Source organism: Virgisporangium aliadipatigenens, from assembly GCF_016863615.1.
Taxonomy (GTDB): domain Bacteria; phylum Actinomycetota; class Actinomycetes; order Mycobacteriales; family Micromonosporaceae; genus Virgisporangium; species Virgisporangium aliadipatigenens.
In genome coordinates, this window is the sequence record NZ_BOPF01000043.1 from 44,363 (window position 1) to 69,351 (window position 24,989).

A 24,989-nucleotide genomic window follows, 5' to 3' on the forward strand; every position below is an offset into this window, starting at 1 on the left:
AACAGTCAACACCATCGGGGCCACGCGCAGGGTGACAGCGCAACTAGGCTTCAGGCCGTGGAGACCACGAAGTGGGCGCTGGAGGAGCCGGAGTCCACCGTCGACCGGCTGGTCAGCGGCGAGGCGGTCGAGCTGGAGGTGCGCGTCGCACGCATCGGCTCCCGCGCGCTGGCCCTGATGATCGACATCTTTCTGCAGGTCTCCGCGACCGCGCTGCTGCTCACCGGCATCGGGATCGGCATCGCGATCACCGGTGCGCAGATCGACGAGGCGCTGTTCGGCGCGATCGCGGTCGCCTGCCTGGTGACGGTGCTGGTCGGGTATCCGGTGACGGCCGAGACGGCGTTCAACGGGCGCTCGGTGGGCAAGGCGGTGATGGGCGTGCGGGTGGTCCGCGTCGACGGCGGGCCGGTGCGCTTCCGCCACGCGCTCACCCGCTGCCTGGTCGGGGTGGCGCTGGAGTGGCCGGGCATGGTGCTGGTGCCGTTGACCTGGGGCGTCAGCCTCGCCACGATGATCGCCCAGCGGCAGGGCCGGCGACTCGGCGACCTCGCGGCGGGCACGATCGTCGTGCACGAGCGGACCCCGGCGGCGTGGGGCTGGATCCCGCGGATGCCGCCGCCGTTGCAGCACTGGGCGCCGCTGCTGGACCTGACCGGGCTGAGCGACGACCTCGCGCTCGCCGTTCGTCACTACCTGGCCCGCAACCGCCGGATCCGGGAGCCGGTCCGTAGTCGGCTCGGCGTGCGCCTCGCCTCCGAGGTGGCCGCGTGCACGACTCCCCCGCCGCCGCCGGGCACTCCCGGTTGGGCCTACCTCGCGGCTGTTCTGGCGGAACGTCACCGGCGGGCGGCCCATCGTCTCGCCGCCGGCCGTCAGGTGAGCGCCTCGGTGTGGGCGGCGGTGCGTTCGCCCGTTCCCCCGCTGGAAAGCAAGCCGGGCGGGCCGCAAGGGGATCCCTCACCGCTCCGCCCGGCCACACCGGTCTCCTAGATCAGTTTCATCGCCTCGGCGTAGTGGCACGCGCTGCGGTGCCCCTCACCGCGGTCGACCAGCGCCGGCACCTCGTTGACGCACTTCTGCCGCTCACCCTCGCTCAGCTCGTTGGCGAACTTCGGGCACCGCGACCGGAACCGGCACCCGCTCGGCGGGTTGACCGGGCTCGGTACGTCGCCGGTGAGCAGGATGCGCTTGCGGGTGCGCTCCTTCTGCGGGTCCGGCAGCGGGATCGCCGAGATCAGCGCCTGCGTGTACGGGTGCGCCGCCGTGCGGAACAGCTGCTCCACCGGCGCCGTCTCGACGATGCGGCCGAGGTACATGACCGCCACCCGGTCGGCGATGTGCCGGATGACCGAGAGGTCGTGCGAGATGAACAGGTACGACAGGCCCAGCTCCGCCTGGAGGTCCTCCAGGAGGTTGATCACGCCGGCCTGGATCGACACGTCCAGGGCCGACACCGGCTCGTCGAGCACCAGCACCTTCGGCCGTAGTGCGAGTGCCCGCGCGATGCCGATGCGCTGCCGCTGACCACCGGAGAACTCGTGCGCGTACCGGTTGCCGTGCTCCGGGTTGAGACCCACGGTGCGCAGCAGTTCGCGGACCTGGCCCCGACCCTTCTCGGACGAGCCGTACTGCCCGTGGATGCGCAGCGGCTCCGCGACGATCTCGTTGATCGTCATGCGCGGGTCCAGCGACGCGAACGGGTCCTGGAACACGATCTGCAGGTCCCGCCGCAGCGGCCGCATGTCCGAGGCGGACATCTTGGTCAGGTCCTTGCCCTGGTACATGACCTGCCCGGAGGTGGCCTTGACCAGGTTGAGCAGCACCCGCCCGGTGGTGGTCTTGCCGCAGCCGGACTCGCCCACCAGGCCCAGCGTCTCCCGCTCGTTGAGGTCGAACGACACGTCGCAGACGGCGTGCACGTCACCGATCTTGCGGCGGACCAGGCCCCGGGAGCGGACCGGGAAGTGCTTGACGAGATTGCGCACCGACAGGACCGGCTCTGCCTTGGTCGCCTCCGGCTCGGGCTTCCCGAGACTGGTAGGAGCCGTCATTTCTGTCCCTCCAGGTCCACCGGCGCGAGGTCGGCGGCGGTCAGGTCCTCGGTGTCGACGGAGATCGGCCGGAACAGGTCGGACGAACTCACCCCGACGAGACGCTCGTGGAAGTGGCACGCCGCCACGTGCTCGGGATCGCCGGTCGGGTAGAGGCCGGGCTCCTCCTGCTCGCACACGTCCTGCGCGAGCGGGCACCGCGGGGTGAACGGGCACCCCGGCGGCAGGTTCAGCAGCGACGGCGGCGAACCGACGATCGGCGTCAGCCGATCCTTGCCGGACTCGTCGAGGCGGGGCAGGCTGCCCAGCAGGCCGAGCGAGTACGGCATCCGCGGCCGGTAGAAGACGTCGTCGATCGACCCCTTCTCGACCAGCTTCCCGGCGTACATGACGCAGATCCGGTCGGCGTGGCCGGCGATGACGCCCAGGTCGTGCGTGATCAGCACCATGGCGGCGCCGGTCTCGTTGCGAGCGGCCTCCAGCGCCTCCAGCACCTGTGCCTGCACGGTGACGTCCAGGGCGGTGGTCGGCTCGTCCGCGATGATCACGTCGGGGTCGTTGGCCATCGCGATCGCGATCACGACGCGCTGGCGCATGCCGCCCGACATCTCGTGCGGATAGTTGTCGACCCGCTGCTCCGGGAACGGGATCCCGACCGTCTTCAGCAGGTCGATCGCCCGGTCGCGGGCCGCCTTCTTCGACACGTCGTGATGCGCCAGGATCGCCTCGGCGATCTGGTAGCCGACCGTGTACACCGGGTTCAGCGAGGTCAGCGGGTCCTGGAAGATCATCGCCAGCTTGTTGCCCCGCAGCTTGGCGTACTCCTTCTCGGGCTTGCCGATGAGCTCCTCGCCCAGCAGCTTGACCGAGCCCTTGACCCGGGCCGTCTTCGGCAGGAGGCCGAGCACCGCCAGCGACGTCACCGACTTGCCGGAACCCGACTCGCCCACGATGCCGAGCGCGTCTCCGCGGCGCAGCTGGTAGCTGACGCCCCGGACCGCCTGCACGGCCCCGTCGTCCGTGGGGAACTCGACGGTGAGGTTGTCCACCTCGAGCACCACGTCGGACTTCGGGGCGGCCCCGCTGCGGTCCAGCGTGATATCGGTCGATTCGGTCATCGGCGTTGCCTCATCTGTCGGGGGTCGAACGCATCGCGCAGACCGTCGCCGATGAAGCTGATGGTCAGGGCGATCAGAATGATCATGATGCCGGGCCAGTAGAAGAGCCACGGCCGCGTCTCCACGGCGCTACGGGCGTCGTTGACCAGCACGCCCAGCGACGTGTCCGGCGGCTGCACGCCCAGCCCGACGAACGACAGCGCGGACTCGGCCAGGATCGCCGCCGCGATGTCCAGCGTCGCCTGGACGATGATGGCGCCCGTCGCGTTGGGCAGCAGGTGGTTGAAGACGATCCGGAACGTGCCCGCCCCGAGCGCCTTCGCCGCCTCGATGAACTCCTGCTCGCGCAGCGAGAGCACGACACCGCGCACCACGCGGGCGTTGACCACCCAGCCGAGCAGGCCCAGCACCAGGGCCACCGTCAGGACGCTACCGCCGCGGCCGGTGACCAGCGCGCCGGCGACCAGGAGCAGCGGCAGGGTCAGCAGCACGTCGCAGATGCGCATCAGGATCGTGTCGACCCGCCCGCCGAAGTAGCCGGCGATCGCACCGTACGGGGCACCGATGCCGGTGGAGAGCACCGCCACGATGACCGCGACCTTGATCGACTGCTGCATGCCGCGCAGCACCCGGGCGAACATGTCGTGCCCGAGGCTGTCGGTGCCCATCGGGTTGGAAGCCGAGATCATGATGTCGGTCGGCGAGTCCAGATCCTCGAGCTTGTGGATCCACACCAGCGGGCCGATGTAGGCCAACAGGATCAGCAGGATCAACACGATCAGGCTGACGACCGCCAGGCGGTGCCGCAGGAAGCGCCGCACCACGATCTGCCACTGGGTGCGTTCCTTGACGGTGAACTCGCGTTCCGTCGACCCGGCGGGAACCGGCGCCTTGGGCACCGGAGGGCTCTGGATGTCACTCATTGCTGGCCCGTTCGCTCGGAGCAGCGCTACCGGCGCCGCCTTCCCTCGTCGCTCCGGCCGCTGCGCTCCCTGCACTCCTCAGTCCAGGCGACGCCGCGCCGCTCTGTCGCTCACTCATACCTGATCCTCGGGTCGAGAATGCCGTACAGCAGGTCCGCGACGAGGTTGCCGACGACGATGAAGATACCTGCGACGAGCAGCCAGCCCATGACGGCGTAACGGTCCCGGGTGGCGATCGACGTGATCAGGTAGCTGCCCATGCCGTTCCATTGGAACACCGTCTCGGTGATGACGGCCCCGCCGATGAGCTGCGCGATGCCGAGCGCGCTCACGGTCGTCATCGGGATGAGCGCGGTGCGCAGCGCGTGCCGCACCAGCACCTTGCGCGGGCTCAGCCCCTTGGCCCGCGCCAGCCGCACGTAGTCGCTGTTGAGCACCTCGAGCATCGACGAACGCTGGAACCTGCTCCACGCCGCGTACGTGATCAACGCCAGCGAGATGGTCGGCAGGATCATGTGGCCGAAGATGTCGGCGAACGCGTTGAACAGGCCGGGTTCGGTCTCGACCGAGCGCTCGCCGATGGTGAAGAAGGTCCGCGTGCCGGTGGCCTCGTTGTACTGCAACGCTCCCTGTTTGAGCAGCACCGCCACCCAGAAGGCGGGCATCGCCAGGAAGATGAAGCCCAGGAACGTGAACGTGTAGTCGAGTTTCGAATATTGTCTTGTCGCACTCAGCACGCCTGAGATGATCGCCAGCACCAGTGCGAGCACGATCGCGAAGAAGATCAGGCGCAGCGTCACGAAGATGCGCTTGCCCAGTTCGCCGCCGATGTCGCGGGTCGACTCGATCGAGGGCCCGAAGTCGCCCTTCGTGACGAGGTTCTTCAGCCACGTCACGTACTGGACCACGACCGGCTTGTCGAGACCGAGGCGTTCGCGCTCGAGGTTGATGGTCTGCTGCGGGACCGGTGGGTTGCGTCCCGCGTACTTCTCCTCCACCGGGTCACCGGTGAAGAGCGTGAGGGTAAAGACGATCATCGACGCGACCAGCAGCACCGGTATCGCCACCAGGATGCGTCGGATGGTGTAGGCGAGCATGAGTCCTCCGGGGAGTGACCCGCCGTTGTCGAGGGACCCCGGACGCCGGGTAAGCGTCCGGGGTCCCCGACAGCGTTGCGAGCTTGGGCTTACTTACCTCACGAGTCGGCCTTCAGGCCCCACTCCTCGATGTTGTAAGTCGGACCCACGTTGGTCGGGTTGTTGCGGATGTTGATGTAGTCGCCGTACACCGCCAGGAAGACGGGCTTCTGGTACAGCGGCAGCACGTAGGCTTCCTTCGCCATGATCTCGTCGGCCTGGTTGAAGAGCTCGCGCATCTTCGTCTCGTCCAGGGTCTGCGAGGCTTCCTTCATGAGCGCGTCGACCTGCGTGTTGGAGTACTTGCCGTAGTTCTGGCCGCCACCGGTGCTCCAGATGGAGACGCTGTCGCCGACGTACGGGGTACCGACCCACGCGAAGATGATGATGTCGTAGTCACCGCTCGAGGTGGTGCCACCGAGGCTGGTGGTCGGCTCGATCTTGATCTCGACACCGATCTTCTTCATCTGCGCCTGGAAGAGCTCGGCCGACTGCTGACGACCCTGGTTACCCGCGGTGTAGCGGAACCGGAACGCCGGGACCGGCTGGCCGTCCTTGCCGATGAGCTTGTCGCCCTCGATCTTGTAACCGGCCGTGGTCAGGATCTTCTTGGCCGCCTCGACATCCGCCTTGCCCTGGCCGGTGGACGTGATGACGTCCTTGTAGCCCGGGGCACCCGGCATGAAGATGTGGTTGTTCAGCGGCGCGGCGCTCGGGAAGTACGAGCCGACGGTCTTGTCGATGATCTCCTGGCGGTTGGTCGCCGTGAAGATCGCCTGCCGCAGGGCGACGTCGGCCAGGTACGTGTTCTTCGTGTTGATGTCGATGTGCTCCCAGGTGGGGCCCTTCGACAGGTTGAAGTTCACGCCGGCCATGCCCTTGACCTTGTCGACCATGTCCTTGTTGGGCTGGGAGACCATGACCTGGATCTCCTTGTTCTGCATCGCCGGCAGCTGCTGCGCCTGGTCGGTGATGATGCGGAACGTGATCTTGTCCAGCGAGGTCTTGGTCCCGTACCACTTCGGGTTGGGCACCAGGGTCACCGAGACGTCCTGCTGGTACTCGCTGACCTTGTAGGGGCCACCGGTCCAGTCCGGCTTGGCCTTGAAGTACTCCCACGCCTTCTCGAGGCCCTCGGGGGTGTTGATGTCACCCTGCTGAGCACCCTTGTGCGCCGGGAACAGCTGGAACAGGCCCTTCCAGTCCGGGTAGGGCTTGTCGAACTTGACCGTGACGGTCTTGTCGTTGTCCGAGCCCTCCACCGCGGTGATCAGCTCGTAGCCGCTGGTCGAGGCCGGGGTGCACTTCGGGCAGTCCTTGCCGTTCAGCGACTTCCAGTTCCACTGGAAGTCCTTGGCGGAGACCGGCGTGCCGTCGTCCCAGACTGCCTCGTTGCGGATCTTGTACTGCACCGTCTGCGGGGTCGTCGACAGGAGCTTGGGCTCCTCGGCGAGCCAGTTCTTGTTCCACTTCACCGAGTTGTCCGGCTGGTTCGTGAACGGCGTCAGCGTGGTCGCGTTCATGATCTGGCCGGCCTCGAAGACGTTGCCCTCGGAGTCCAGCACGTTGAAGTTCGGAATGGGCTTTTCGAGCGCAACAACGATCGAGCCCCCGGGCTTCGTGGGGCCGTTGTTGCATTCGTTCGGCTTCTCCTCGCAGGCCGCGAAGCCTGGGGAGGACTGCTGCTTGTCGCCGCCACCGCTCGTGCCACAGGCACTGATGACCAACACCGACGCCGCAGCAATCGCCACGAGGCCGCCCAGCCTCTTGGATCGAGTGCGCATGTTCCCTCCAGTCAGCTACCGCATCCCGGTCGCAGAAAGGCTCCGACCCACGAGACATGGACCGCGGCCGACCGATTGCTGTGTAGTGCCTAAAGGAAACGACGCGCGACGCGCGGCGCCAAGGGCCGACGGAGATTCGTGACTGTCCCGTTATGCGGACGCGCCAGCGCAGTTATGCGGGTAGTCCGTTCGTAGGATAAGCGCTGACCGAAAGGCTGAAGAATGGGATCGATTGTTACCACTTTCTGTCTGACTTGTCCCTATCTATCCGGACAATTTACCGGCCGGAAACGGGCTTCGCTCGTCAACCGAAAAGTGTTGCGCCCCAGTGTTCGTCGGCCGCCCGTACCCCCGGAGGACAGGCGTAAACCCCAGTGGAGACGTGGCGGATGTATTCATTCATAACGTCATGTCGCGCCAGTTTCTGTTGCACGGGAACGAACTGGCGTCCCGGGTGCCGCTGGTACGAGATGAAGAAGAGGCCGGCGTTGAGGCGGCCCAACCCGTCCGAACCGTCCACGAAGTTGTAACCCCGCCGCAGTAGCCGAGCCCCCTGGTTGTTGCTCGGGTGGGCCAGCCGGATGTGCGCAACCTCACCGATGGCGGGCTCGCCGTCCGCTCCCTGAAGGGCGAAATCCGCCTCGTCGAACTCGTTCGTCCGTCCCAGGGGGCCGCCCTCGCCCTTGGTCCGGCCGACGATCGCCTCCTGCTCGGTCAACGACGTGCGGTCCCACGTCTCGACCAGCATCCGGATCTTGCGAACCACCGCGTACGTGCCGCCCACCATCCAGGCCGGCCCGTCGGCTCCCGGCACCCACAGGTGCTCGTCCAGCGCGGCGGTCTCCTCGGCCTTCAGATTGCGGGTGCCGTCCTTGAACCCGAACAGGTTCCGCGGGGTCGCCTGTGCGCGCGAGGTGGCGGAGGTGCGCCCGAAGCCGAGCTGCGACCAGCGCACCGACACCACACCCATGCCCAGACGGGCCAGGTTCCGGACCGCGTGCACGGCCACCTGGGGGTCGTTCGCGCACGCCTGAACGCACAGGTCACCACCGGAGATGCCGGCCTCGATGGCGTCGCCCGGGAAGCGCGGCAGCTCCTGCAGCGCCTCCGGCCGCCGATCGGCGATCCCGAACCGGTCCTTGCCGGCCGCGTCGCGGAACAGCGACGGACCGAACCCGACCGTGAGCGTCAGGCCGGACGGCGGTAGGCCCAGCGCCTCCCCGGTGTCGTCCGGCGGCGCCTCCGGGGCACCGCCCACCGCGCCGAGCGTTCCGGCGTCGAGACCGGCGGTCATCCGCGCGGCGGCGGCCGTCCAGGTCTGCAGCAGGTCCACCAGCTGCTCGCGCTTCGTGGTGACCACGTCGAACGCCACGAAGTGCAGGTGGTCCTGCATCGGTGTGGTGATGCCGGCCTGGCGGTCGCCGTAGAAGGGCACCGCCGCGGCCGACCCGTGCTGGCCGGCCGCGACCGGATGCGACTCCGGCCCCTGAGCGACGAGCGCCGCCGTCGTTGCCGCGCCGACGGCACCGGTGGCCGCCAGCCCGATGGCCGTGCGCCGGTTCATCCGCATGGCTGTGTCCCTACCTGTCTACTTGCGCGCGATGACCTCGGCCACCTTGCTGATCGGCTCGCCGAGCGCGTTGATGGTGTCGCTGAGCTCCTTGAGGTCGGCCTCGCTCAGCTCGTTGTGCAGCTTCCAGCCGTCCCCGGCGCGGTGCTTGTCCAGCGCGGCCTCGGCCGCCGCGAACTTCTCGTCCAGCGTCTTGACCAGCGCGGGGTCGCGTTCCTCAAGCACCGGGCGCAGGGCCGCGATCGCCGCCTTGGAGCCCTCGAGGTTGGCGCGGAAGTCCCACAGGTCGGTGTGCGAGTAGCGGTCCTCCTCGCCGGTGATCTTGCCGGTGGCCACCTCGTCGAGCAGTTCCTTGGCGCCGTTGGCGAGCTGTACCGGGGAGAGCGTCGTGGAGTTCGCCAGTTCCACGATCTTCTTGACGTCCTCCAGGAGCTTGTCCGCGATCGGACCGGACTTCGAGATGTCCTTCTTCTCCCAGAGGTCCTGCTCCAGCTTGTGGTACCCGGTGAACTCCTGGCCGGGCTCCAGCCCGTCCTCGCGGCCGTCGATCGCCGGGTCGAGGTCGCCGAAGATCTCGGCCACCGGCTCGATGCGTTCCCAGTAGGTACGCGAGACCGGGAAGAGCGCCTTGGCCTGCTCCGCCTGGCCGGCCTTGACGGCGTTGACGAACTCGGTCGTCTTCTCGATCAGCGCCGCCGTCTGCGACTTCACGTAGCGCTGGTAGCTGGCGGTCGCCTCGGCGAGCTTCGCGTCGGCGGTCAGCGGGGCGGCCGAGCCGCTCACCTTGAACGCGCCGCGGATGCCCTTGCCGACCATGCCCGGCTTGCACGCGGTCTCGTAGGTGCCGGCCGGCAGTTCGACGATCATGTCGCGGGTGATGCCCGGGACGATGTTCTCGACCTCGCTCATCACCCGGTCGCCGGAGGCGTACACGTAGAACTCGGTGACCTTGCTGCCCTTGTTGGTGATGGTGAACGTCAGCGTGCCGGCGTCGGCCTCGGTGCGGCCCACCTTGCACTCGGTGTCGGACGCGGTGACAGTGATCTTGCCGTCCTTCGGCGCGTCACCGCCGGAGTCTTCTTCCCCGCAGGCGGTCAGCGCCGTCACCGCGAGGGCGGCGGCGAACAGCGCCGAGAGGGAGGTTCGGGTGCGCATGGTTCTCCTTGGATCTCAAGCAGCGGGGACCGGCGCGGGCGCGGTGCGCCGGGGCCGGAGGAAGAGGACCAGCACGGGAACGCCGTAGGCGACCCACGCGATGCTCTCCAGCACCGACGCCGTCGACGTGATGTTGAACATCCCGGCGAGCAGCGCCATGTACCACGAGTCCCCGGGGAACGTCGCCTCGACGTTGTAGGCGAGATCGTTCAGGCCGGGGAGGATGCCGGACTCCTGGAAGTCGTGCACGCCGTACTTGAGGATGCCGGCGGCGACCAGCACGAGAAGCGCACCGGTCCAGGTGAAGAAGCGGGTGAGGTTGATCCGCACGGCGCTGGCGTACAGCAGCCAGCCGAGCACCACGGACGTGAGAACCCCGAGCGCGATGCCCACGAACGGCGACGCCGTGGACCCCTGCGCGGCGGCGAAGAAGAGCACCGCCGTCTCCAGCCCTTCACGGGCCACCGCCAGGAACGCCATCACGACGACCGCGACCGGCCCGACCCGGATCGCCTGGGCCAGCTGTTCGCGCAGCTCGCCGGCCATCCTGCGGGCCATCCGCCGCATCCAGAAGATCATGAACGTCACGAAGCACACGGCCACCAGCGAGGTGATGGCCTCGAACGCCTCCCGCTGCTCGAACGTGAGGTTGGCGGCGGTGAACTCCAGCAGCGCCCCGACGCCCACGGAGAGCAGCACGGCGACCGCGACGCCCGCCCACACGAGCTTCAGGTAGGCGCGCTGCTCGCTCTTGACCAGGAACGCCACGAGGATGCTGACGACGAGCGTTGCCTCCAGCCCCTCCCGCAGCCCGATGAGGTAGCTCGCGGTCATGGCGCTCCCTGGATGCGAGGTTAGGTCAGGCTGACCTTAGCTGCGGCTCACAGGAAACGGAAAGGGGCCGGGAGGGTGATCCCGGCCCCTCTTTGTGCAGGTAGATCAGTACCGGTAGTGGTCCGGCTTGAACGGCCCCTCGACCGGCACGCCGAGGTAGCTCGCCTGCTCCTTGGTCAGCTCGGTCAGCTTGACGCCCAGCGCGTCCAGGTGCAGCCGGGCGACCTTCTCGTCGAGGTGCTTGGGCAGCGTGTAGACGCCCAGCGGGTACTGGTCGGTCTTGGTGAACAGTTCGATCTGGGCGATCACCTGGTTGGTGAACGAGTTCGACATGACGAAGCTCGGGTGACCGGTGGCGTTGCCCAGGTTGAGCAGCCGGCCCTCGGACAGCACGATGATCGTGTGGCCGTCGGCGAAGCGCCACTCGTCGACCTGCGGCTTGATGACGGTGCGGGTCACGCCGTCGAGCTTGGCCAGGCCGGCCATGTCGATCTCGTTGTCGAAGTGGCCGATGTTGCCCACGATCGCCTGGTGCTTCATCCGCGACATGTGCTCCGCGGTGATGACGTTGAAGCAGCCGGTGGCCGTGATGAAGATGTCGGCCGTCTCGACCACGTCGTCGATGGTGGCGACCTGGTAGCCGTCCATCGCCGCCTGCAGCGCGCAGATCGGGTCGACCTCGGTCACGATGACCCGGGCGCCCTGGCCGCGCAGCGACTCCGCGCAGCCCTTGCCGACGTCGCCGTAGCCGAAGACCACGGCGACCTTGCCGCCGATGAGCACGTCGGTCGCCCGGTTGATGCCGTCGATGAGCGAGTGCCGGCAGCCGTACTTGTTGTCGAACTTCGACTTCGTCACCGAGTCGTTGACGTTGATCGCCGGGAAGAGCAGCGTGCCCTGCTGGAGCATCTCGTACAGGCGGTGCACGCCGGTCGTGGTCTCCTCGGTGACGCCCTTGATCGAGGCGGCCACCCGGGTCCAGCGCTGCGAGTCCTCGGCCAGCGAGCGCTGGAGCACGCCGAGGATGATCGCGTACTCCTCGTTGTCGGCGGTCTCCGGCGACGGCACGGCACCGGCGGCCTCGAACTCGGCCCCCTTGTGCACCAGCAGCGTGGCGTCACCGCCGTCGTCGAGGATCATGTTGGGGCCCTGGCCGTCCGGCCACAGCAGCACCTGCTCGGTGCACCACCAGTACTCCTCGAGGGTCTCGCCCTTCCAGGCGTAGACCGGCACGCCGGCCGGCGCCTCGGGGGTGCCCTCGGGGCCGACGGCGATCGCGGCCGCAGCGTGGTCCTGGGTGGAGAAGATGTTGCAGGAGGCCCAGCGAACCTCGGCGCCGAGCGCGGTCAGCGTCTCGATCAGCACGGCGGTCTGGATCGTCATGTGCAGGGAGCCGGTGATCCGGGCGCCCCGCAGCGGCTGCGTGCCGGCGTACTCCTTGCGGACGGCCATCAGGCCCGGCATCTCGTGCTCGGCGAGCTGGATCTCCTTGCGACCGAAGGCCGCAAGCGACAGGTCGGCGACCTTGAAGTCGCCCTCGGCCACGGTCTGCGGGCGTTCGGCACGCGGAAGGGTACTGGTCATCAAATCTCCTGATCGGCGTCTGCCCGGCGCGCGAGTGTGGCGCCGCAGGCTGAGAAGGCGCATCCACCCTACGCGACACCGGTTGCGAGACCGAAAACGTCCACCTATGCGCACGGGGCGGTGACGAGCGTGATGCCCGCCACCGCCCCGTGCTTCCCCCCGGTTTGGTTCCCCCGCGCGTGGCTCGGACTTGCGTCGCGTGACACTGCGTGGTTAAGAGATTACCCTCCGGCAGGGATAAGTCAAGCTTTTCCGGAGAAACGGACAAACTAGCGGCCGACGCTCGCCTGAAAAACCTCGGCCGAACCCGTCACCAGCACCGGCTTCGACGACGCCCGCACGAACGCCGCGTCACAGCCGCGCAGCCGCACCGCCGTCCCGCCGCAGTCCACCGTCGCCTCGCCGCGCAGGCACAGGACGATCCGCGGGCCGTCGCCGGGCAGTTCGACCGGGGTGCCGTCGACCGTCGCCCGGTACAGCGCGAAGTCGTCGATCGGCACCGGCCACGTCACCACTCCGGGCGCCACCGGCACCGGGCGCAGCACCGCGTCCGAGAGCACCTCGTAGCGCAGCACCCGCAGCAGTTCCGGCACGTTGACGTGCTTGGGGGTCAACCCGCCGCGCAGCACGTTGTCCGACGCGGCCATGATCTCCACGCCCAACCCGTGCAGGTAGGCGTGCAGATTGCCGGCCGGCATCCAGACCGCCTCGCCCGGTGCGAGCGTCACGCGGTTGAGCAGCAGCGCCAGCACCACACCGGGGTCACCGGGGTAGCGCTTCGCCAGTTCCCCCACAAGCTCGTAATCCGGGCGGTCGGCCGCGGCGGACACGACCGCGGCGACCACCGACTCGGGAAGCTCCACCAGCTGCGAGACCGCGCCGTGCAGCGCGGTCGCCGCGTCCGGCGCGCGCAGCGCGTCGACGACCTCCCCCAGCGCCGCGACCCGCAGCGCGGCCAGCAGCTCCGCCGACTCCTCCGGCGCGCGGAAGCCGCAGAGCGCGTCGAACGGCTCCACCGCCACCAGCAGCTCCGGCTTGTGGTTGGCGTCGACGTAGGTGCGGTTGGGCGCGCCGAGCGGGACGCCCGCCGCCTCCTCGGCGGCAAACCCGGCCCGCGCCTGGTCCAGGTCCGGGTGGGCCTGCAGCGACAGCGGCGCCTCGGCCGCCAGGACCTTCAGGAGGAACGGCAACCGCGCGCCGAACCGCTCCGCCACACCCGCGCCGAGCAGCCCCTCCGGATCGGCCGCCACCGCGCGGTCCAACGGCGTTCCGGTGCCGGTGAGCACGGCCGGGGCGCCCGCGTGAGCGCCCAGCCACAGCTCCGCCTCCGGCTCCGCCGTCGGCACCGGCCGCCCCTGCAGCGTGGCGATCGCCGTGCGCGAACCCCACGCGTAGGGCCGGATCGGCGCCTCGATCACTTCGATCAAGAGCCTGCTCCCACCGCACTACGCAGCGCCGGTTCGATGTAGATCACGCGCGCGATCGGGACGGCCTCGCGGATGCGCCGTTCGATGGCGTCGATGCCGCGGGCCACGTCGGCCGCCGTGTCGTCGTGGCGCACCGCCACCTTCACCGCCACGAGCAGCTCCTCCGGACCGAGGTGCACCGTCTTCATGTGCACGATGTCCTCGACCTCGTCGCCGGCCCGGATCGCCGCGTCGATCGCCCGGGCCTGCTCGTCCGTCGCGGACTCACCCACCAACAGGCTCTTCATCTCGACCGCCAGGATCGCCGCCACGACGATCAGCAGGACCCCGATCGCGGCGCTGCCGACGGCGTCCCAGATGCCATTGTGGGTGATCAGGGTCATGCCGACCCCGAACAACGCGAGGATCAGGCCGACCAGCGCGGCCAGGTCCTCCAGCAGGATCACCGGCAGCTCCGGGACCCGCGAACGCTGCACGAAGTCCTTCCACGACGCGTTCCCGCGGATCTTGTTGGTCTCCACGATCGCCGTGCGGAACGACAGCGACTCCAGCACGATCGCGACCACGAGCACCACCACCGGCACCCAGGCCCATTCCTCGATCGGATGCGGGTCGGCGAACTTGTGCCACGCCTCGTACAGCGCGAAGATGCCGCCCACGAAGAACAGCACCACGGCCACGATGAACGCGTAGATGTAGCGTTCCCGCCCGTAGCCGAACGGATGCTGCGGCGTCGCCGCCTTCTTCGACGTCTTGCCGCCCAGCAGCAGCAGGCCCTGGTTGCCCGAGTCGGCGACCGAGTGGATCGCCTCCGCGAGCATCGCCGAGGAACCGGTCAGGAAGAACGCGATGAACTTCGTCACCGCGATCCCCAGATTCGCCGCCAGCGCGGCCACCACCGCCTTGGTGCCGCCCTCCCCACCGGCACTCATGAGTTGGTCAGCTCCTTCATTTCCTGGATCGCCGGAACGGCCATCGGGTCCAACCCGTGCGCGAGCCCCAGATAGATGGAGGCGAAGTCCGGCACGGCCACCATCGACGCGAGCCGTTCGAGCTGCGAACCGCCCTCGGCCTCGACGACGCTCACCCGCACGCCGCGCTGCTCGGCGAGGCGCTGCACGGCGTCGGCGCGTCGTTCCTCGACGCTGGCCGGCTCGTCGCTCTCCTCGGCCGTGTCCTCGTTGTCGTCGCGCAGGCCGCCGTCGCGCAGCAGCACCACCCGGATGCGGGTGTTGTCCTGATCGCCCTCACCGGGGTCGGCGAAGATGTCGCGCTCGTTCTCGCTCAGGGCGCCGTAGGCACCGTCGAGCAGGCCGACCCGGCCACGCCCCGCCTCCAGCAGCGCACCCGCCACTGCCGGGTACCGGGCGTTGGCGGCCAGCGTGTCGGCGAACCGGTGCGCCGCCACCGTGGCCAGCGGCGAGGAGCCCCACAGGATCGGGATCGAGCCGGCCAGGTCCAGCGCCAGCGTCTTGCCCGGGTTGACGAACGACTCCAGCGTCGGCCGGCACCGTTCGGCGTCGGTGTCCAGCCGGGCGGCCGTCTCCGCGAAGTCCGCCTCGGCCACCTTGACCAGCCCCAACGCGCGCGCGGCCAACAGCACCGGCACGGTCAGCGCCCACAGGCTGGTGCGCGCGTTGAACCGGCGCGGCACTGGGATGAACGGCGCCCGCGCGCGTTCGGCCACGCTCTGCAGCTCCGAGTCGGGTGCGCCGATCGCCACGAGGCGGGCGCCCCGCCGGCCCGCGGCGTCGGCGGCGGCCAGCGCCTCCGGCGAACGCCCCGACGCCGATACGGCGATCACCACGTCCGCGGCGCCGACCCACCCGGGCACGCCCGAACTGCGGTGCGAGATCACCGGCACCGGGCAGCGCGGCCCGGCCACCGTGGACAGCACGTCGCCGGTGCGCGCGGCGGTGCCGACGCCGGCGACGACGACGGCACGCGGCCGGCCCTCGTCGCCGAGCGAGGTCAGGTCCACCTCGGCCGCCAGCGCGGCGGTCTCCCGCACCTGCGCGCCCGCGGAGGCGGTGGCCCGCAGCATCTGCCCCGGGTCGGCCGCCTCCACGGACTGCAGGTCGTCGATCAGCGCGTGGTCGGCGTTGCGGGTGCCGCGGACGCCGGCACTCCCGTCGAGCGGCCTCACTCGCCCGCCGCCTTCCCCGGGCCGCCGGTCGCCTCGTCGATCAGCATGATCGGGATGCCGTCCCGGACCGGGTAGACCCGGGTGCACACGGTGCAGGTCAGGGTCTGCGCCGCCGCGTCGTAGGCCAGCAGGGCATGGTCCTGATCGGGACAGCGCAGCAGTTCGAGCAGAGCCGCATCCATCTGTTTCTCCTTATATACCTGCGGTTCAGGCGCGGACGAGGGCGAGGATCTCGTCGCGCAGGCTCGCCATCTCGGCCTCCGTCGCGCCCTCGACGTTGAGGCGCAGCAGCGGCTCGGTGTTGGACGGCCGCAGGTTGGCCCAGCTTCCGTCGGGCAGGACGATCGTGAGCCCGTCCAGGTGGTCGATGCTCACCCCGTCCCTTCCCTGGAACTGCGACTCGACGGCCGCCATGCGCCCCGCCTGGTCCGACACCGTGGAGTTGATCTCGCCCGAGGCCGCGTAGCGGGAGTACTCGCGGGCCAGGTGCGACAGCGGCAGCCCCTGCTCCCCCAGCGCGGCGAGCACGTGCATCGCGGCGAGCATGCCGGTGTCGGCGCCCCAGAAGTCGCGGAAGTAGTAGTGCGCCGAGTGTTCGCCGCCGAAGACGGCACCGGTGCTGGCCATCTCCGCCTTGATGAACGAGTGCCCGACGCGCGTGCGCACCGGCGTGCCCCCGTTCTCCGACACGATCTCCGGCACGGCGTGGGAGGTGATCAGGTTGTGGATGACGGTCGAACCGGGGTGCTTCGCCAGTTCCCGCACAGCCACCAGGGCGGTGACGGCGGACGGCGACACCGGCTCGCCAAGCTCGTCCACGACGAAGCAGCGGTCGGCGTCGCCGTCGAAGGCGAGCCCGATGTCGGCGCCGTGCTCGCGGACGGCGGCCTGCAGGTCGACCAGGTTGGCCGGCTCCAGCGGGTTGGCCTCGTGGTTGGGGAACGACCCGTCCAACTCGAAGTAGAGCGGCACGATCTCCAGGGGCAGCGGGTCGAGCTTGCTGTCGCCCAGCACGGCCGGAACGGTGTAGCCCGCCATGCCGTTGCCCGCGTCGACGACGACCTTGAGCCGCCGGATGCCGGACAGGTCGACCAGGGTGCGCAGGTGGCGCGCGTACTCGACGAGCACGTCCCGGGTCTCGATCGAACCCTGGCGGTCGGCCGTCGCCGGCTTGCCGTCCAGGATGGCCTGCGCCCGGTCGCGGATCTCCGCGAGTCCCGTGTCCTGGCCGATCGGCTTGGCGCCGGAGCGGCACATCTTGATGCCGTTGTACTGGGCGGGGTTGTGGCTCGCCGTGAACATCGCACCGGGCAGGTCGAGCGAACCCGAGGCGTAGTACAGCAGGTCGGTCGAGCCGAGGCCGGCATTGATCACATCGACGCCGGCGGCCCGGGCACCCCGGGCGAACGCCTCGGTCAGGCCCGGCGACGACTCGCGCATGTCGTGCGCGACGACGATCCGGTCGGTGTCCGGTCCGAGCGTCTGCACGAACGCGGCGCCGATCGCCTCTGCCACCCCCTCGTTGATCTGGTCGGGGACGGTGCCCCGCACGTCATACGCCTTGACGATCCGGGTGAGGTCGGACACTGGCCCGCGCTCCTTCTGGGTCACCGGCTGGCAGGGCGGCGGCCACACCAGCGCACGCTTGCAACGTCAAGCAGCCTAGTGCTCCGGTGAGTCCTCCGCCGGGCAGGCTCGCTAGAGGGCGAGGCCGGTGAGGACCAGGGTGCGCGGTTCGGTGTAGTCGTCCATGGCGCTGCGCAGCCCCTCGCGGCCGACGCCGCTGCCCTTGGTGCCGCCGTAGGGCATCTGGTCCGCGCGGTAGCTGGGCACGTCGCCGACGATCACGCCGCCGACCTTCAGGTCCCGCGCCGCGCGGAAGGCGACCGTGACGTCCCGCGTGAAGACCCCCGCCTGCAGGCCGTACTCCGAGGCGTTGACCTGGTCGAACGCCTCATCGTCGGAACCGACGCGGGACAGTGCGAGCACCGGCCCGAAGACCTCCTCGGACCACGCCTTCGCCTCGGGCGGCACGTCGGCGAGCACCGTCGGGGCGAAGCGCGCACCGTCGCGGGTCCCACCGGTGAGCACCTTCGCGCCGGCGGCGACGGCCTCCGCCACCCAGGCCTCCACCCGTTCCGCGGCGGCCGCACTGATCATCGGGCCGACCTCGGTCTCCTCGTCGAACGGGTCGCCGTCCTTCAGCCCGCGCACCTTCTCGGTGATCAGCGCGGCCAGCGTGTCGTAGGACGCGGCGTGGATCAGCACCCGCTGCACGGCGATGCAGCTCTGCCCCGCCTGGTAGTTCGAGAACGTCGCGATGCGGCTCGCCGCCCACTCGAAGTCCGTCCAGTCCGCGCAGACCACCGCCGCGGCGTTGCCGCCCAGTTCGAGGGTGACGTGCTTACGCGGGACGGCGTCGCGGATCTGCCAGCCCACCGGCCCGGAGCCGGTGAACGACACCACCGGCAGCCGCGGGTCGGCGACCAGGCCGGGGGCGCGGTCGTTCGGCACCGGCAGGATCGAGAACATCCCGGCCGGCAGGTCGGTCCCCGCGAGGATCTCTCCCAGGAGCAGCGCCGAGAGCGGGGTGGCCGGCGCCGGTTTGAGAACGATCGGCGCCCCGACCGCGATCGCCGGGGCGACCTTGTGCGCCACCAGGTTCAGCGGGAAGTTGAACGGGCTGATGCCGAGCACGGGCCCGCGCGGCACCCGCCGCACCAGCGCGATGCGCCCCGTGGCGGCCGGGTCGGTGTCCAGCCGCTGGAGTTCGCCGGAGAAGCGGCGCGCCTCCTCCGCCGCCCAGCGGAACGTCGACACCGCCCGGCCCACCTCGGCGCGGGCCCACTTGAGCGGCTTGCCGTTCTCCCCGGTGATGAGGCGGGCGACCGCGTCGGCGCGCTCGGCCAGGGAACGGCTCACCGCGTCGAGCGCGGCGGCCCGCGCGTGCGCCGGCAGGGACTCCTTCGCGGCCTCGACCGCCGCGTCGAGCGCACGGTCGACCTGCTCCGGTGTGGCGTGGGCGGTGCGCCCCACCTCCCGCCCGTCGCCGGGATGGCGCACGGTCAGCACGTCGTCGCTCGTCTCGGGAGCACCGGCCACGTAGAACGGGGTCACCACCATGAAACACAGGCTATGCCCTGCGGAAACAGTGGCGACAGACCTTGTCCGCGACGGATTCGATCGAAAGAATGCCAGCAACCCGAGGATGGGAGTCCCCATGGCCGACAAGCAGGTGCTGCGCAACTTCGTCAACGGCAAACACGTCGAGCCGACCGAGGGCGGGTACGCCGACCTGGTCGATCCCACCACCGGGGAGGTATGGGCGGCCGCACCCGTGTCGAGCGCCGCCGACGTCGACGACGCCATGCGCGCCGCGGCGACGGCGTTCGAGAGCTGGGGCGGCACGACCCCGGCCGAGCGCCAGCGCGCCCTGCTCAAGCTCGCCGACGCGTTGGAGAGCCGTGCGGACGAGGTGGTCGACGTCGAGGTGCGCAACACCGGCAAGCCCCGCGCGCTCACCACGTCCGAGGAACTGCCGCCCGCCGTCGACCAGCTGCGCTTCTTCGCCGGGGCGGCGCGGCTGCTGGAAGGGCGTTCGGCCGGGCAGTACATGGCGGGCTACGAGAGCTACGTGCGCCGCGAACCGATCGGCGTCGTCGGGCAGGTCACGCCGTGGAACTACCCGTTCATGATGGCCATCTGGAAGATCGCTCCCGCGCTGGCGGCCGGGAACACGGTCGTCCTCAAGCCGAGCGACACCACACCGGCGTCGACCCTCCTGCTGGCCGAGATCGCCGCCGAGTTCCTCCCGCCGGGCGTCCTCAACGTGGTCTGCGGCGATCGGGAGACCGGGCGCGCGGTGGTGGCTCATGACGTTCCCCAGCTGGTATCGATCACGGGATCGACCCGGGCGGGCCGGGAGGTCGCGACGGCGGCCGGGTCGGGTCTCAAGCGCACCCACCTCGAACTCGGCGGCAAGGCCCCGGTGGTGGTCTTCGACGACGCCGACCTGGCGGTGGCGGCCGAGGCGATCGCGGTGGGCGGCTACTTCAACGCCGGCCAGGACTGCACCGCCGCGACGCGGGTGCTCGCCGCGCCCGGCATCCACGACGACATCGTCGCCGCCCTGGCCGAACAGGCGCGCGGCACCAAGGTCGGCGCACCCGACGACGAGGACGTGGCGTACGGCCCGCTCAACAACGGCAACCAGTTCGCGCGGGTGTCGGGCTTCGTCGACCGGCTGCCCGATCACGCGTCCCTCGCCGTCGGCGGCGAACGGGTCGGCGACCGCGGCTTCTTCTACGCGCCCACGGTCGTCTCCGGCCTGCGCCAGGAGGACGAGGCGATCCAGGACGAGATCTTCGGGCCGGTGATCACCGTGCAGCGCTTCACCGACGAGGACGAGGCGGTCCGCTGGGCGAACGGCGTCGAGTACGGCCTGGCCTCGTCGGTCTTCACCCGGGACCACGGCCGCGCGATGCGCATGACGCAGCGGCTGGACTTCGGCTGCGTGTGGGTCAACTGCCACATCCCGCTGGTCGCCGAGATGCCGCACGGCGGGTTCAAGCGGTCGGGGCACGGCAAGGACCTGTCGGTGTACGGGTTCGAGGACTACACCCGGGTCAAGCACGTCATGCACTACCTGGGGGCGTAGTGGACTCCGGGTCGCTGGCCGCGCGGCGCTCGGCCGCGGTCGCCCGTGGCGTCGGGAGCGTCATCTCGTCCTATGTGGACAGTGCGTCGGGCGGCACGATCGTCGACGTCGACGGGCGGGAGTGGATCGACTTCGCGGCCGGCATCGCGGTCACCTCGGTCGGCAACGCCGCGCCACGGGTGGTGGAGGCGGTCCGCGAACAGGTCGGCCGCTTCACGCACACCTGCTTCATGGTCGCGCCGTACGAGGGGTACGTCGCGGTCTGCGAGGCCCTGAATTCCCTCGTGCCCGGCGACTTCGACAAGCGGTCCGCGCTCTTCAACTCAGGCGCCGAGGCCGTCGAGAACGCCGTCAAGATCGCTCGGCACGCGACGGGTCGGCCGGCCGTTGTGGTGTTCGAGCACGCCTACCACGGGCGCACCAACCTGACGATGGCGCTCACCGCCAAGAACATGCCGTACAAGCACCGGTTCGGGCCGTTCGCCGGGGAGGTGTACCGGGCGCCGATGTCGTACCCGCTGCGCGACGGCGGGCTCTCCGGTTCGGCTGCCGCGGCACGCGCCATCGACGCGATCACCACGCAGGTCGGGGTGGACAACGTGGCGGCCGTGCTGATCGAACCGATCCAGGGCGAGGGCGGGTTCGTCGTACCGGCGCCGGGTTTCCTGCCGGAGCTGGCCGCCTGGGCACGGTCGATCGGCGCGGTCTACATCGCCGACGAGATCCAGACCGGGTTCTGCCGGACCGGGGCGTGGTTCGCGTCCGCGCACGAGTCGGTCGAACCGGACCTGGTGACGACCGCCAAGGGGATGGCCGGCGGGCTGCCGCTGGCCGGCGTGACCGGCCGCGCGGAGATCATGGACGCGGTGCACGTCGGCGGGCTCGGCGGCACGTACGGCGGCAACCCGGTCGCGTGCGCGGCCGCGCTGGCCACCGTCGAGACGATGCGCGAACTGGACCTGTGCGCGGCGGCGCAGCGGATCGCGGCGTTAGCGCTGCCGCGCCTGACGGAGCTGGCCGCCCGGTACCCGTGGATCGCCGAGGTGCGCGGCCGCGGCGCGATGCTCGCCCTGGAGGTGACGCACCCGGACTCGGTGGGCCCGAACGGCCCGACGCCGGACCCGGCGCGGACGGCGGCGCTGGCGAAGGCCTGCCACGAGGCCGGCCTGCTGGTCCTCAGCTGCGGCACCTACGCCAACGTGATCCGCCTGCTCCCCCCGCTGGTCATCCCCCCGGACACCCTCGACCGCGGCCTGGCCGTCCTGGCGGAGGCCGCCGCAGGACTCTGACGGGCGCTCAGGCCTTTTCGAGGGTCAGGCGGCGGGAGGAGGTGGCGCCGGACGGGGCGAAGGCGCCGGCGTTCGTGGGAGGCGCGCTTACCGGGGCCCCGGGTACGGCGGTCAGGCCGGCGGCGCGACGGACCTCCGCGGCGTTGCGGGCGGAGGCGCACGGGCTCACCTGGCCGCAGCTGACGCAGGGACCGCCGGGTTGCGCGGCGACGTGCTTGACCAGCAGATCGTCTGCTGCCTGGACCAGTGCGCTGTCGGGATTTACGTATGCCACCGTCAGGACCCCCTGTCACCCGGACGGGACGCCGCCGGGGCATCGGCGCTTCCCCATGGACCGATCGTTCAAACATGCCACAGGCACTCAATTATGGCTCAGTATCGCCCGATTACGGGCAAATCACACAATCGGGCTCTCGCGCAGCCCCCACGGCGCGCCGTACTCGTTCAGCAGGTCCAGGAACGGGCGCGGCGCGAACGCCTCCGGCCCCAGCACACCCGTGCCGGACCAGGTGCCGCGCGCCAGCAGTTCCAGCGCCACGACCGGGTTGACCGCCGTCTGCCAGACGACCGCCTGCGCGCCGAACTCCCGCATCGACCAGGCGTTGTCGACGACGTGATACAGGTACACCTCGCGCGGGCGGCCGTCCTTGCCCGTTCCCTTGACCCAGGTGCCGGCGCACGTCTTGCCGCTCATGCGGTCGCCGAGGCCCGCGGGGTCGGGCAGGCACGCGGCCACCACGTCGCGCGGGGCCACCTCGACGCCGCCCACGCGCACCGGCCGGGTCGAGTCGAGCCCGAGCTTGTGCAGCGTGCGCAGCACGTCGATGAACTCGGCCCCCAGCCCGTACTTGAACGTCACCCGCTTGGCCTTGACCCAGCGCGGGATCAGCAGCACCTCCTCGTGCTCGACGTTGACGCACTCGACCGGGCCGATGCCGTCGGGGAAGTCGAACACCTCCGGCTCGGAGAACGGCTCGGTCGTGTACCAGCCGCGCCCCTCCTCCCAGATCACCGGCGGGTTGAGGCACTCCTCGATCGTCGTCCAGATGGAGAACGACGGCGCGAAGTCGTAGCCGTCGACCACGAGGTTGGCCCCGTCGCGCACACCGATCTCGTCGATCTCGCCGAACAGCTCGTCGGCGGCGTACCGCGCGAAGACGTCGGAGAGGCCGGGCTCCACGCCGATGCCGAGCAGCGCCAGCCGGCCGGCCCGCGCCCACTTCTCCGCGGCGGCGAACTGCTCGTCGCCGAGGCGGACCCCGGTGCGCGCGTACGGCTCGTCCGGATGCGGCTTCGACAGGGACATCGCCATGTCGAGGTAGTCCGCGCCGGCCGCCAGCGCGCCGTCGAAGATCGGCATGACGAACCGCGGATCGACGGCGTTGAACACGTGCGTGATGCCGTGCTCCCGGCACAGTGCCGTGACGGCCTCCGCCGACGACGCGTCGATGCGCGTCGCCGAGAAGCGATCGTCCAGCGCGGCGGCCGCTGACGCACGTTCCATCGAGTAGTCCGCGACGACGACGTGGTCGAAGAAGGAGCGGCGGGAAAAGATCGCGGCGGCTGCGGATCCCACGCCTCCGGCACCGACCTGCAGAATGCGCATGACGTGGCACGACCCTTCGCAACATGACTGAAACCGTGCTAACAGCAGGTTTCCTGCTACGGAAACCCTTGTCAAGGGACCGCGAACCTGCGATAAACGCAGCAAGCTGCCTAACGTGCCGACTCCCGCGCGGCAACCCCTCCCCGATCTCTCTCTCCCCTGGCGAGGATCGACATGACCGTTTCCGCTCCACCGCCGGCCAGTTCGGCACCCTCCGCTCCGGACGGCCGACCCGAGGCCGGATCCAAGGGCCTGCGCAAGGGCGCGCTCGGCCTGCTCGCGAGCGTCGTCATCGGCATCGCCTCGACGGCACCGGCGTACAGCCTCGCCGCCTCCCTGGGTTATGTCTCCGGCGAGGTGGGCGTCAAGGCGCCGCTGATCATGTTGCTGGCGTTCGTCCCGATCCTGTTCATCTCGTACGCGTTCAAGGCGCTGAACTCGCGGATCCCCGACTGCGGCACCAACTTCACCTGGGGTGCGCGGGCGTTCGGGCCGCACACCGGCTGGATGTCCGGGTGGGCGGCGATCGTCGCGCAGATCATCGTGCTGGCCAACCTGGCGCAGATCGCCGGCATCTACACGTTCCTGATCTTCGGGCTGGACGGCCTGGCCGACAACGTGCTCGCGGTGGCCGGCGTCGGCACGGTGTGGCTGATCGCGATGACGTACGTCGCGTACCGGGGCATCGAGCTGTCGGCCAAGCTCCAGATGGCGCTGCTCGCCATCGAGATGGTGGTGCTGCTCATCTTCGCGGTGCTGGCGTTCGGCGCGGTCTTCACCGACAACGCCGCCGAGGGGTCCGAACCGATCAGCCTGAGCTGGTTCAACCCGTTCCAGGATCTGACGTGGTCGGCGCTGTCGGCGGGTGTGCTCGTGGCGATCTTCGCCTACTGGGGCTGGGACACCGCGGTCTCCACCAACGAGGAGACGGAGAACTCCACCGTCACGCCCGGGCGTTCGGCCGTCATCTCCACGCTGTTGCTGGTGACGACGTACGTGCTCGTGACGATGGCGGCCGTGGCGTACGCCGGCGTCGGCACCGAGGGCGTCGGGCTGAACAACCCGGAGTCGGTGGACGACCCGCTGTCACCCATCTCGGAGGCGGTGTTCGGGCACACGTTCGGCAAGATCCTGCTGCTGGCGGTCATCTCGTCGGCGGCCGCGTCGGCGCAGACGACGATCCTGCCGGCCGCCCGTTCGAGCCTGTCGATGGCGGTCAACAAGGCGCTGCCGGACCGGTTCGCGCACGTGCACCCGCGGTTCCAGACGCCGAGCTTCTCGACGTGGACGGTGGGCATCGTGGCGACGATCTTCTTCGTGCTGCTGTCGACCCTGAACGAGGGAGTGCTGCTCACCGACGTCATCGGCGCCCTCGGGTTCCTGATCGCGTTCTACTACGGGACGACCGGGCTCGCGTCGGCGTGGTTCTTCCGCAAGGAGGCGGGCACTCCCAAGGAGATGCTGCAGAAGATCGTGCTGCCGCTGATCGGCGGGCTGCTCCTCTTCGCGGCGTTCTTCACCACCGGGTACAACCTGTACACCGGCGAGTCGGAGACGAACCTGTTCGGGGTCGCCGGGGCGTTCGTGATGGGTATCGGATCCCTGCTCCTCGGGATCGTGTTCATGGTCGTCTGGAATATCCTGCGCCCGGCCTACTTCCGCGGGGAGTACGTCCCGGGCAGCGAGGTCGAGGCCCAGCCTTAACT

General features: G+C 69.8%; 21 protein-coding genes. 4 read left to right on the forward strand and 17 right to left on the reverse strand.

All coding sequences use genetic code 11. The annotated features are described in order from the left end of the window. The first annotated feature begins 57 nt into the window (after positions 1–57). Complete coding sequence (locus Val02_RS39565; protein WP_239153682.1) at positions 58–993, forward strand: RDD family protein; 936 nt, start codon at positions 58–60, stop codon at positions 991–993. Here Val02_RS39565 and Val02_RS39570 read toward each other — a convergent pair. The 15 genes from Val02_RS39570 to Val02_RS39640 all read right to left on the reverse strand — a co-directional run bounded on the left by Val02_RS39570 (position 990) and on the right by Val02_RS39640 (position 18,854). Then, the gene (locus Val02_RS39570; protein WP_203904462.1) at positions 990–2,054 is read right to left on the reverse strand and encodes an ABC transporter ATP-binding protein; all 1,065 of its coding nucleotides are present in this window, start codon (positions 2,052–2,054) and stop codon (positions 990–992) included. The two genes, Val02_RS39565 and Val02_RS39570, sit on opposite strands and share 4 nt — an antisense overlap. Next, complete coding sequence (locus Val02_RS39575; protein ID WP_203904463.1) at positions 2,051–3,172, reverse strand: ABC transporter ATP-binding protein; 1,122 nt, start codon at positions 3,170–3,172, stop codon at positions 2,051–2,053. The genes Val02_RS39570 and Val02_RS39575 overlap by 4 nt, the downstream gene beginning before the upstream one ends. Beyond that, positions 3,169–4,095 carry an ABC transporter permease gene (locus Val02_RS39580; RefSeq protein ID WP_203904464.1) on the reverse strand — a complete coding sequence of 309 codons (927 nt, stop codon included), beginning with the start codon at positions 4,093–4,095 and terminating at the stop codon, positions 3,169–3,171. Before Val02_RS39580 ends, Val02_RS39575 begins: the two co-directional genes overlap by 4 nt. A gap of 110 nt (positions 4,096–4,205) precedes the next feature. Continuing rightward, entirely contained in the window at positions 4,206–5,192 is a 987-nt protein-coding gene (locus Val02_RS39585) for an ABC transporter permease (protein WP_203904465.1), read from the reverse strand. A 98-nt stretch (positions 5,193–5,290) separates the two neighbouring features. Then, on the reverse strand, positions 5,291–7,015 hold the full coding sequence (locus Val02_RS39590) for an ABC transporter family substrate-binding protein (protein WP_203904466.1): 1,725 nt from the start codon (positions 7,013–7,015) through the stop codon (positions 5,291–5,293). A gap of 304 nt (positions 7,016–7,319) precedes the next feature. Beyond that, on the reverse strand, positions 7,320–8,585 hold the full coding sequence (efeB, locus tag Val02_RS39595) for an iron uptake transporter deferrochelatase/peroxidase subunit (protein ID WP_373318019.1): 1,266 nt from the start codon (positions 8,583–8,585) through the stop codon (positions 7,320–7,322). Between the two features lie 18 nt (positions 8,586–8,603). After that, positions 8,604–9,740 carry an iron uptake system protein EfeO gene (gene efeO / locus Val02_RS39600; RefSeq protein ID WP_203904467.1) on the reverse strand — a complete coding sequence of 379 codons (1,137 nt, stop codon included), beginning with the start codon at positions 9,738–9,740 and terminating at the stop codon, positions 8,604–8,606. Between the two features lie 15 nt (positions 9,741–9,755). Further along, the gene (efeU, locus tag Val02_RS39605) at positions 9,756–10,574 is read right to left on the reverse strand and encodes an iron uptake transporter permease EfeU (protein ID WP_203904468.1); all 819 of its coding nucleotides are present in this window, start codon (positions 10,572–10,574) and stop codon (positions 9,756–9,758) included. 105 nt (positions 10,575–10,679) lie between these two features. Further along, positions 10,680–12,158, reverse strand: coding sequence for an adenosylhomocysteinase (gene ahcY / locus Val02_RS39610; protein WP_203904469.1), 1,479 nt, complete (start codon positions 12,156–12,158; stop codon positions 10,680–10,682). A gap of 269 nt (positions 12,159–12,427) precedes the next feature. Continuing rightward, positions 12,428–13,582, reverse strand: a complete 1,155-nt coding sequence (gene manA / locus Val02_RS39615) for a mannose-6-phosphate isomerase, class I (protein WP_203904506.1) — start codon at positions 13,580–13,582, stop codon at positions 12,428–12,430. Then, entirely contained in the window at positions 13,582–14,517 is a 936-nt protein-coding gene (locus Val02_RS39620) for a cation diffusion facilitator family transporter (RefSeq protein ID WP_203904470.1), read from the reverse strand. Before Val02_RS39620 ends, manA begins: the two co-directional genes overlap by 1 nt. Then, positions 14,514–15,731, reverse strand: a complete 1,218-nt coding sequence (locus tag Val02_RS39625; protein WP_203904471.1) for an SIS domain-containing protein — start codon at positions 15,729–15,731, stop codon at positions 14,514–14,516. The genes Val02_RS39620 and Val02_RS39625 overlap by 4 nt, the downstream gene beginning before the upstream one ends. Next, positions 15,728–15,913 (reverse strand): Trm112 family protein, encoded by a 186-nt coding sequence (locus Val02_RS39630; RefSeq protein ID WP_203904472.1) that lies wholly within the window; start codon positions 15,911–15,913, stop codon positions 15,728–15,730. Before Val02_RS39630 ends, Val02_RS39625 begins: the two co-directional genes overlap by 4 nt. A gap of 25 nt (positions 15,914–15,938) precedes the next feature. After that, positions 15,939–17,318, reverse strand: a complete 1,380-nt coding sequence (locus tag Val02_RS39635; RefSeq protein WP_203904473.1) for a phosphomannomutase/phosphoglucomutase — start codon at positions 17,316–17,318, stop codon at positions 15,939–15,941. 111 nt (positions 17,319–17,429) lie between these two features. Continuing rightward, entirely contained in the window at positions 17,430–18,854 is a 1,425-nt protein-coding gene (locus Val02_RS39640) for an aldehyde dehydrogenase family protein (RefSeq protein WP_203904474.1), read from the reverse strand. A gap of 97 nt (positions 18,855–18,951) precedes the next feature. On the opposite strand from Val02_RS39640, the gene Val02_RS39645 reads away from it, so the two are divergent. Together Val02_RS39645 and gabT are read left to right on the forward strand one after the other, a co-directional pair. Beyond that, positions 18,952–20,388, forward strand: coding sequence for a gamma-aminobutyraldehyde dehydrogenase (locus Val02_RS39645; RefSeq protein WP_239153683.1), 1,437 nt, complete (start codon positions 18,952–18,954; stop codon positions 20,386–20,388). Next, positions 20,388–21,677 carry a 4-aminobutyrate--2-oxoglutarate transaminase gene (gene gabT, locus Val02_RS39650; protein ID WP_239153684.1) on the forward strand — a complete coding sequence of 430 codons (1,290 nt, stop codon included), beginning with the start codon at positions 20,388–20,390 and terminating at the stop codon, positions 21,675–21,677. Before Val02_RS39645 ends, gabT begins: the two co-directional genes overlap by 1 nt. 7 nt (positions 21,678–21,684) lie before the next feature. On the opposite strand, the gene Val02_RS39655 is transcribed toward gabT, so the two are convergent. Then, complete coding sequence (locus tag Val02_RS39655; RefSeq protein WP_203904475.1) at positions 21,685–21,951, reverse strand: hypothetical protein; 267 nt, start codon at positions 21,949–21,951, stop codon at positions 21,685–21,687. A gap of 123 nt (positions 21,952–22,074) precedes the next feature. Further along, the gene (locus tag Val02_RS39660; protein ID WP_203904476.1) at positions 22,075–23,283 is read right to left on the reverse strand and encodes a saccharopine dehydrogenase family protein; all 1,209 of its coding nucleotides are present in this window, start codon (positions 23,281–23,283) and stop codon (positions 22,075–22,077) included. Between the two features lie 174 nt (positions 23,284–23,457). On the opposite strand from Val02_RS39660, the gene Val02_RS39665 reads away from it, so the two are divergent. Beyond that, on the forward strand, positions 23,458–24,987 hold the full coding sequence (locus Val02_RS39665; protein ID WP_203904477.1) for an APC family permease: 1,530 nt from the start codon (positions 23,458–23,460) through the stop codon (positions 24,985–24,987). Positions 24,988–24,989: the final 2 nt, after the last annotated feature.

Bases quoted from the DNA above. Each gene is read 5' to 3' on its own strand.
- efeO (WP_203904467.1), bottom strand. From the start codon at position 9,740: ATGCGCACCCGAACCTCCCTCTCGGCGCTGTTCGCCGCCGCCCTCGCG.
- Val02_RS39665 (WP_203904477.1), top strand. From the start codon at position 23,458: ATGACCGTTTCCGCTCCACCGCCGGCCAGTTCGGCACCCTCCGCTCCG.
- efeB (WP_373318019.1), bottom strand. From the start codon at position 8,585: ATGCGGATGAACCGGCGCACGGCCATCGGGCTGGCGGCCACCGGTGCC.
- Val02_RS39585 (WP_203904465.1), bottom strand. From the start codon at position 5,192: ATGCTCGCCTACACCATCCGACGCATCCTGGTGGCGATACCGGTGCTG.
- Val02_RS39590 (WP_203904466.1), bottom strand. From the start codon at position 7,015: ATGCGCACTCGATCCAAGAGGCTGGGCGGCCTCGTGGCGATTGCTGCG.
- Val02_RS39645 (WP_239153683.1), top strand. From the start codon at position 18,952: ATGGCCGACAAGCAGGTGCTGCGCAACTTCGTCAACGGCAAACACGTC.
- Val02_RS39640 (WP_203904474.1), bottom strand. From the start codon at position 18,854: ATGGTGGTGACCCCGTTCTACGTGGCCGGTGCTCCCGAGACGAGCGAC.
- Val02_RS39630 (WP_203904472.1), bottom strand. From the start codon at position 15,913: ATGGATGCGGCTCTGCTCGAACTGCTGCGCTGTCCCGATCAGGACCAT.
- Val02_RS39575 (WP_203904463.1), bottom strand. From the start codon at position 3,172: ATGACCGAATCGACCGATATCACGCTGGACCGCAGCGGGGCCGCCCCG.
- ahcY (WP_203904469.1), bottom strand. From the start codon at position 12,158: ATGACCAGTACCCTTCCGCGTGCCGAACGCCCGCAGACCGTGGCCGAG.
- Val02_RS39570 (WP_203904462.1), bottom strand. From the start codon at position 2,054: ATGACGGCTCCTACCAGTCTCGGGAAGCCCGAGCCGGAGGCGACCAAG.
- Val02_RS39580 (WP_203904464.1), bottom strand. From the start codon at position 4,095: ATGAGTGACATCCAGAGCCCTCCGGTGCCCAAGGCGCCGGTTCCCGCC.
- Val02_RS39620 (WP_203904470.1), bottom strand. From the start codon at position 14,517: ATGAGTGCCGGTGGGGAGGGCGGCACCAAGGCGGTGGTGGCCGCGCTG.
- Val02_RS39660 (WP_203904476.1), bottom strand. From the start codon at position 23,283: ATGCGCATTCTGCAGGTCGGTGCCGGAGGCGTGGGATCCGCAGCCGCC.
- efeU (WP_203904468.1), bottom strand. From the start codon at position 10,574: ATGACCGCGAGCTACCTCATCGGGCTGCGGGAGGGGCTGGAGGCAACG.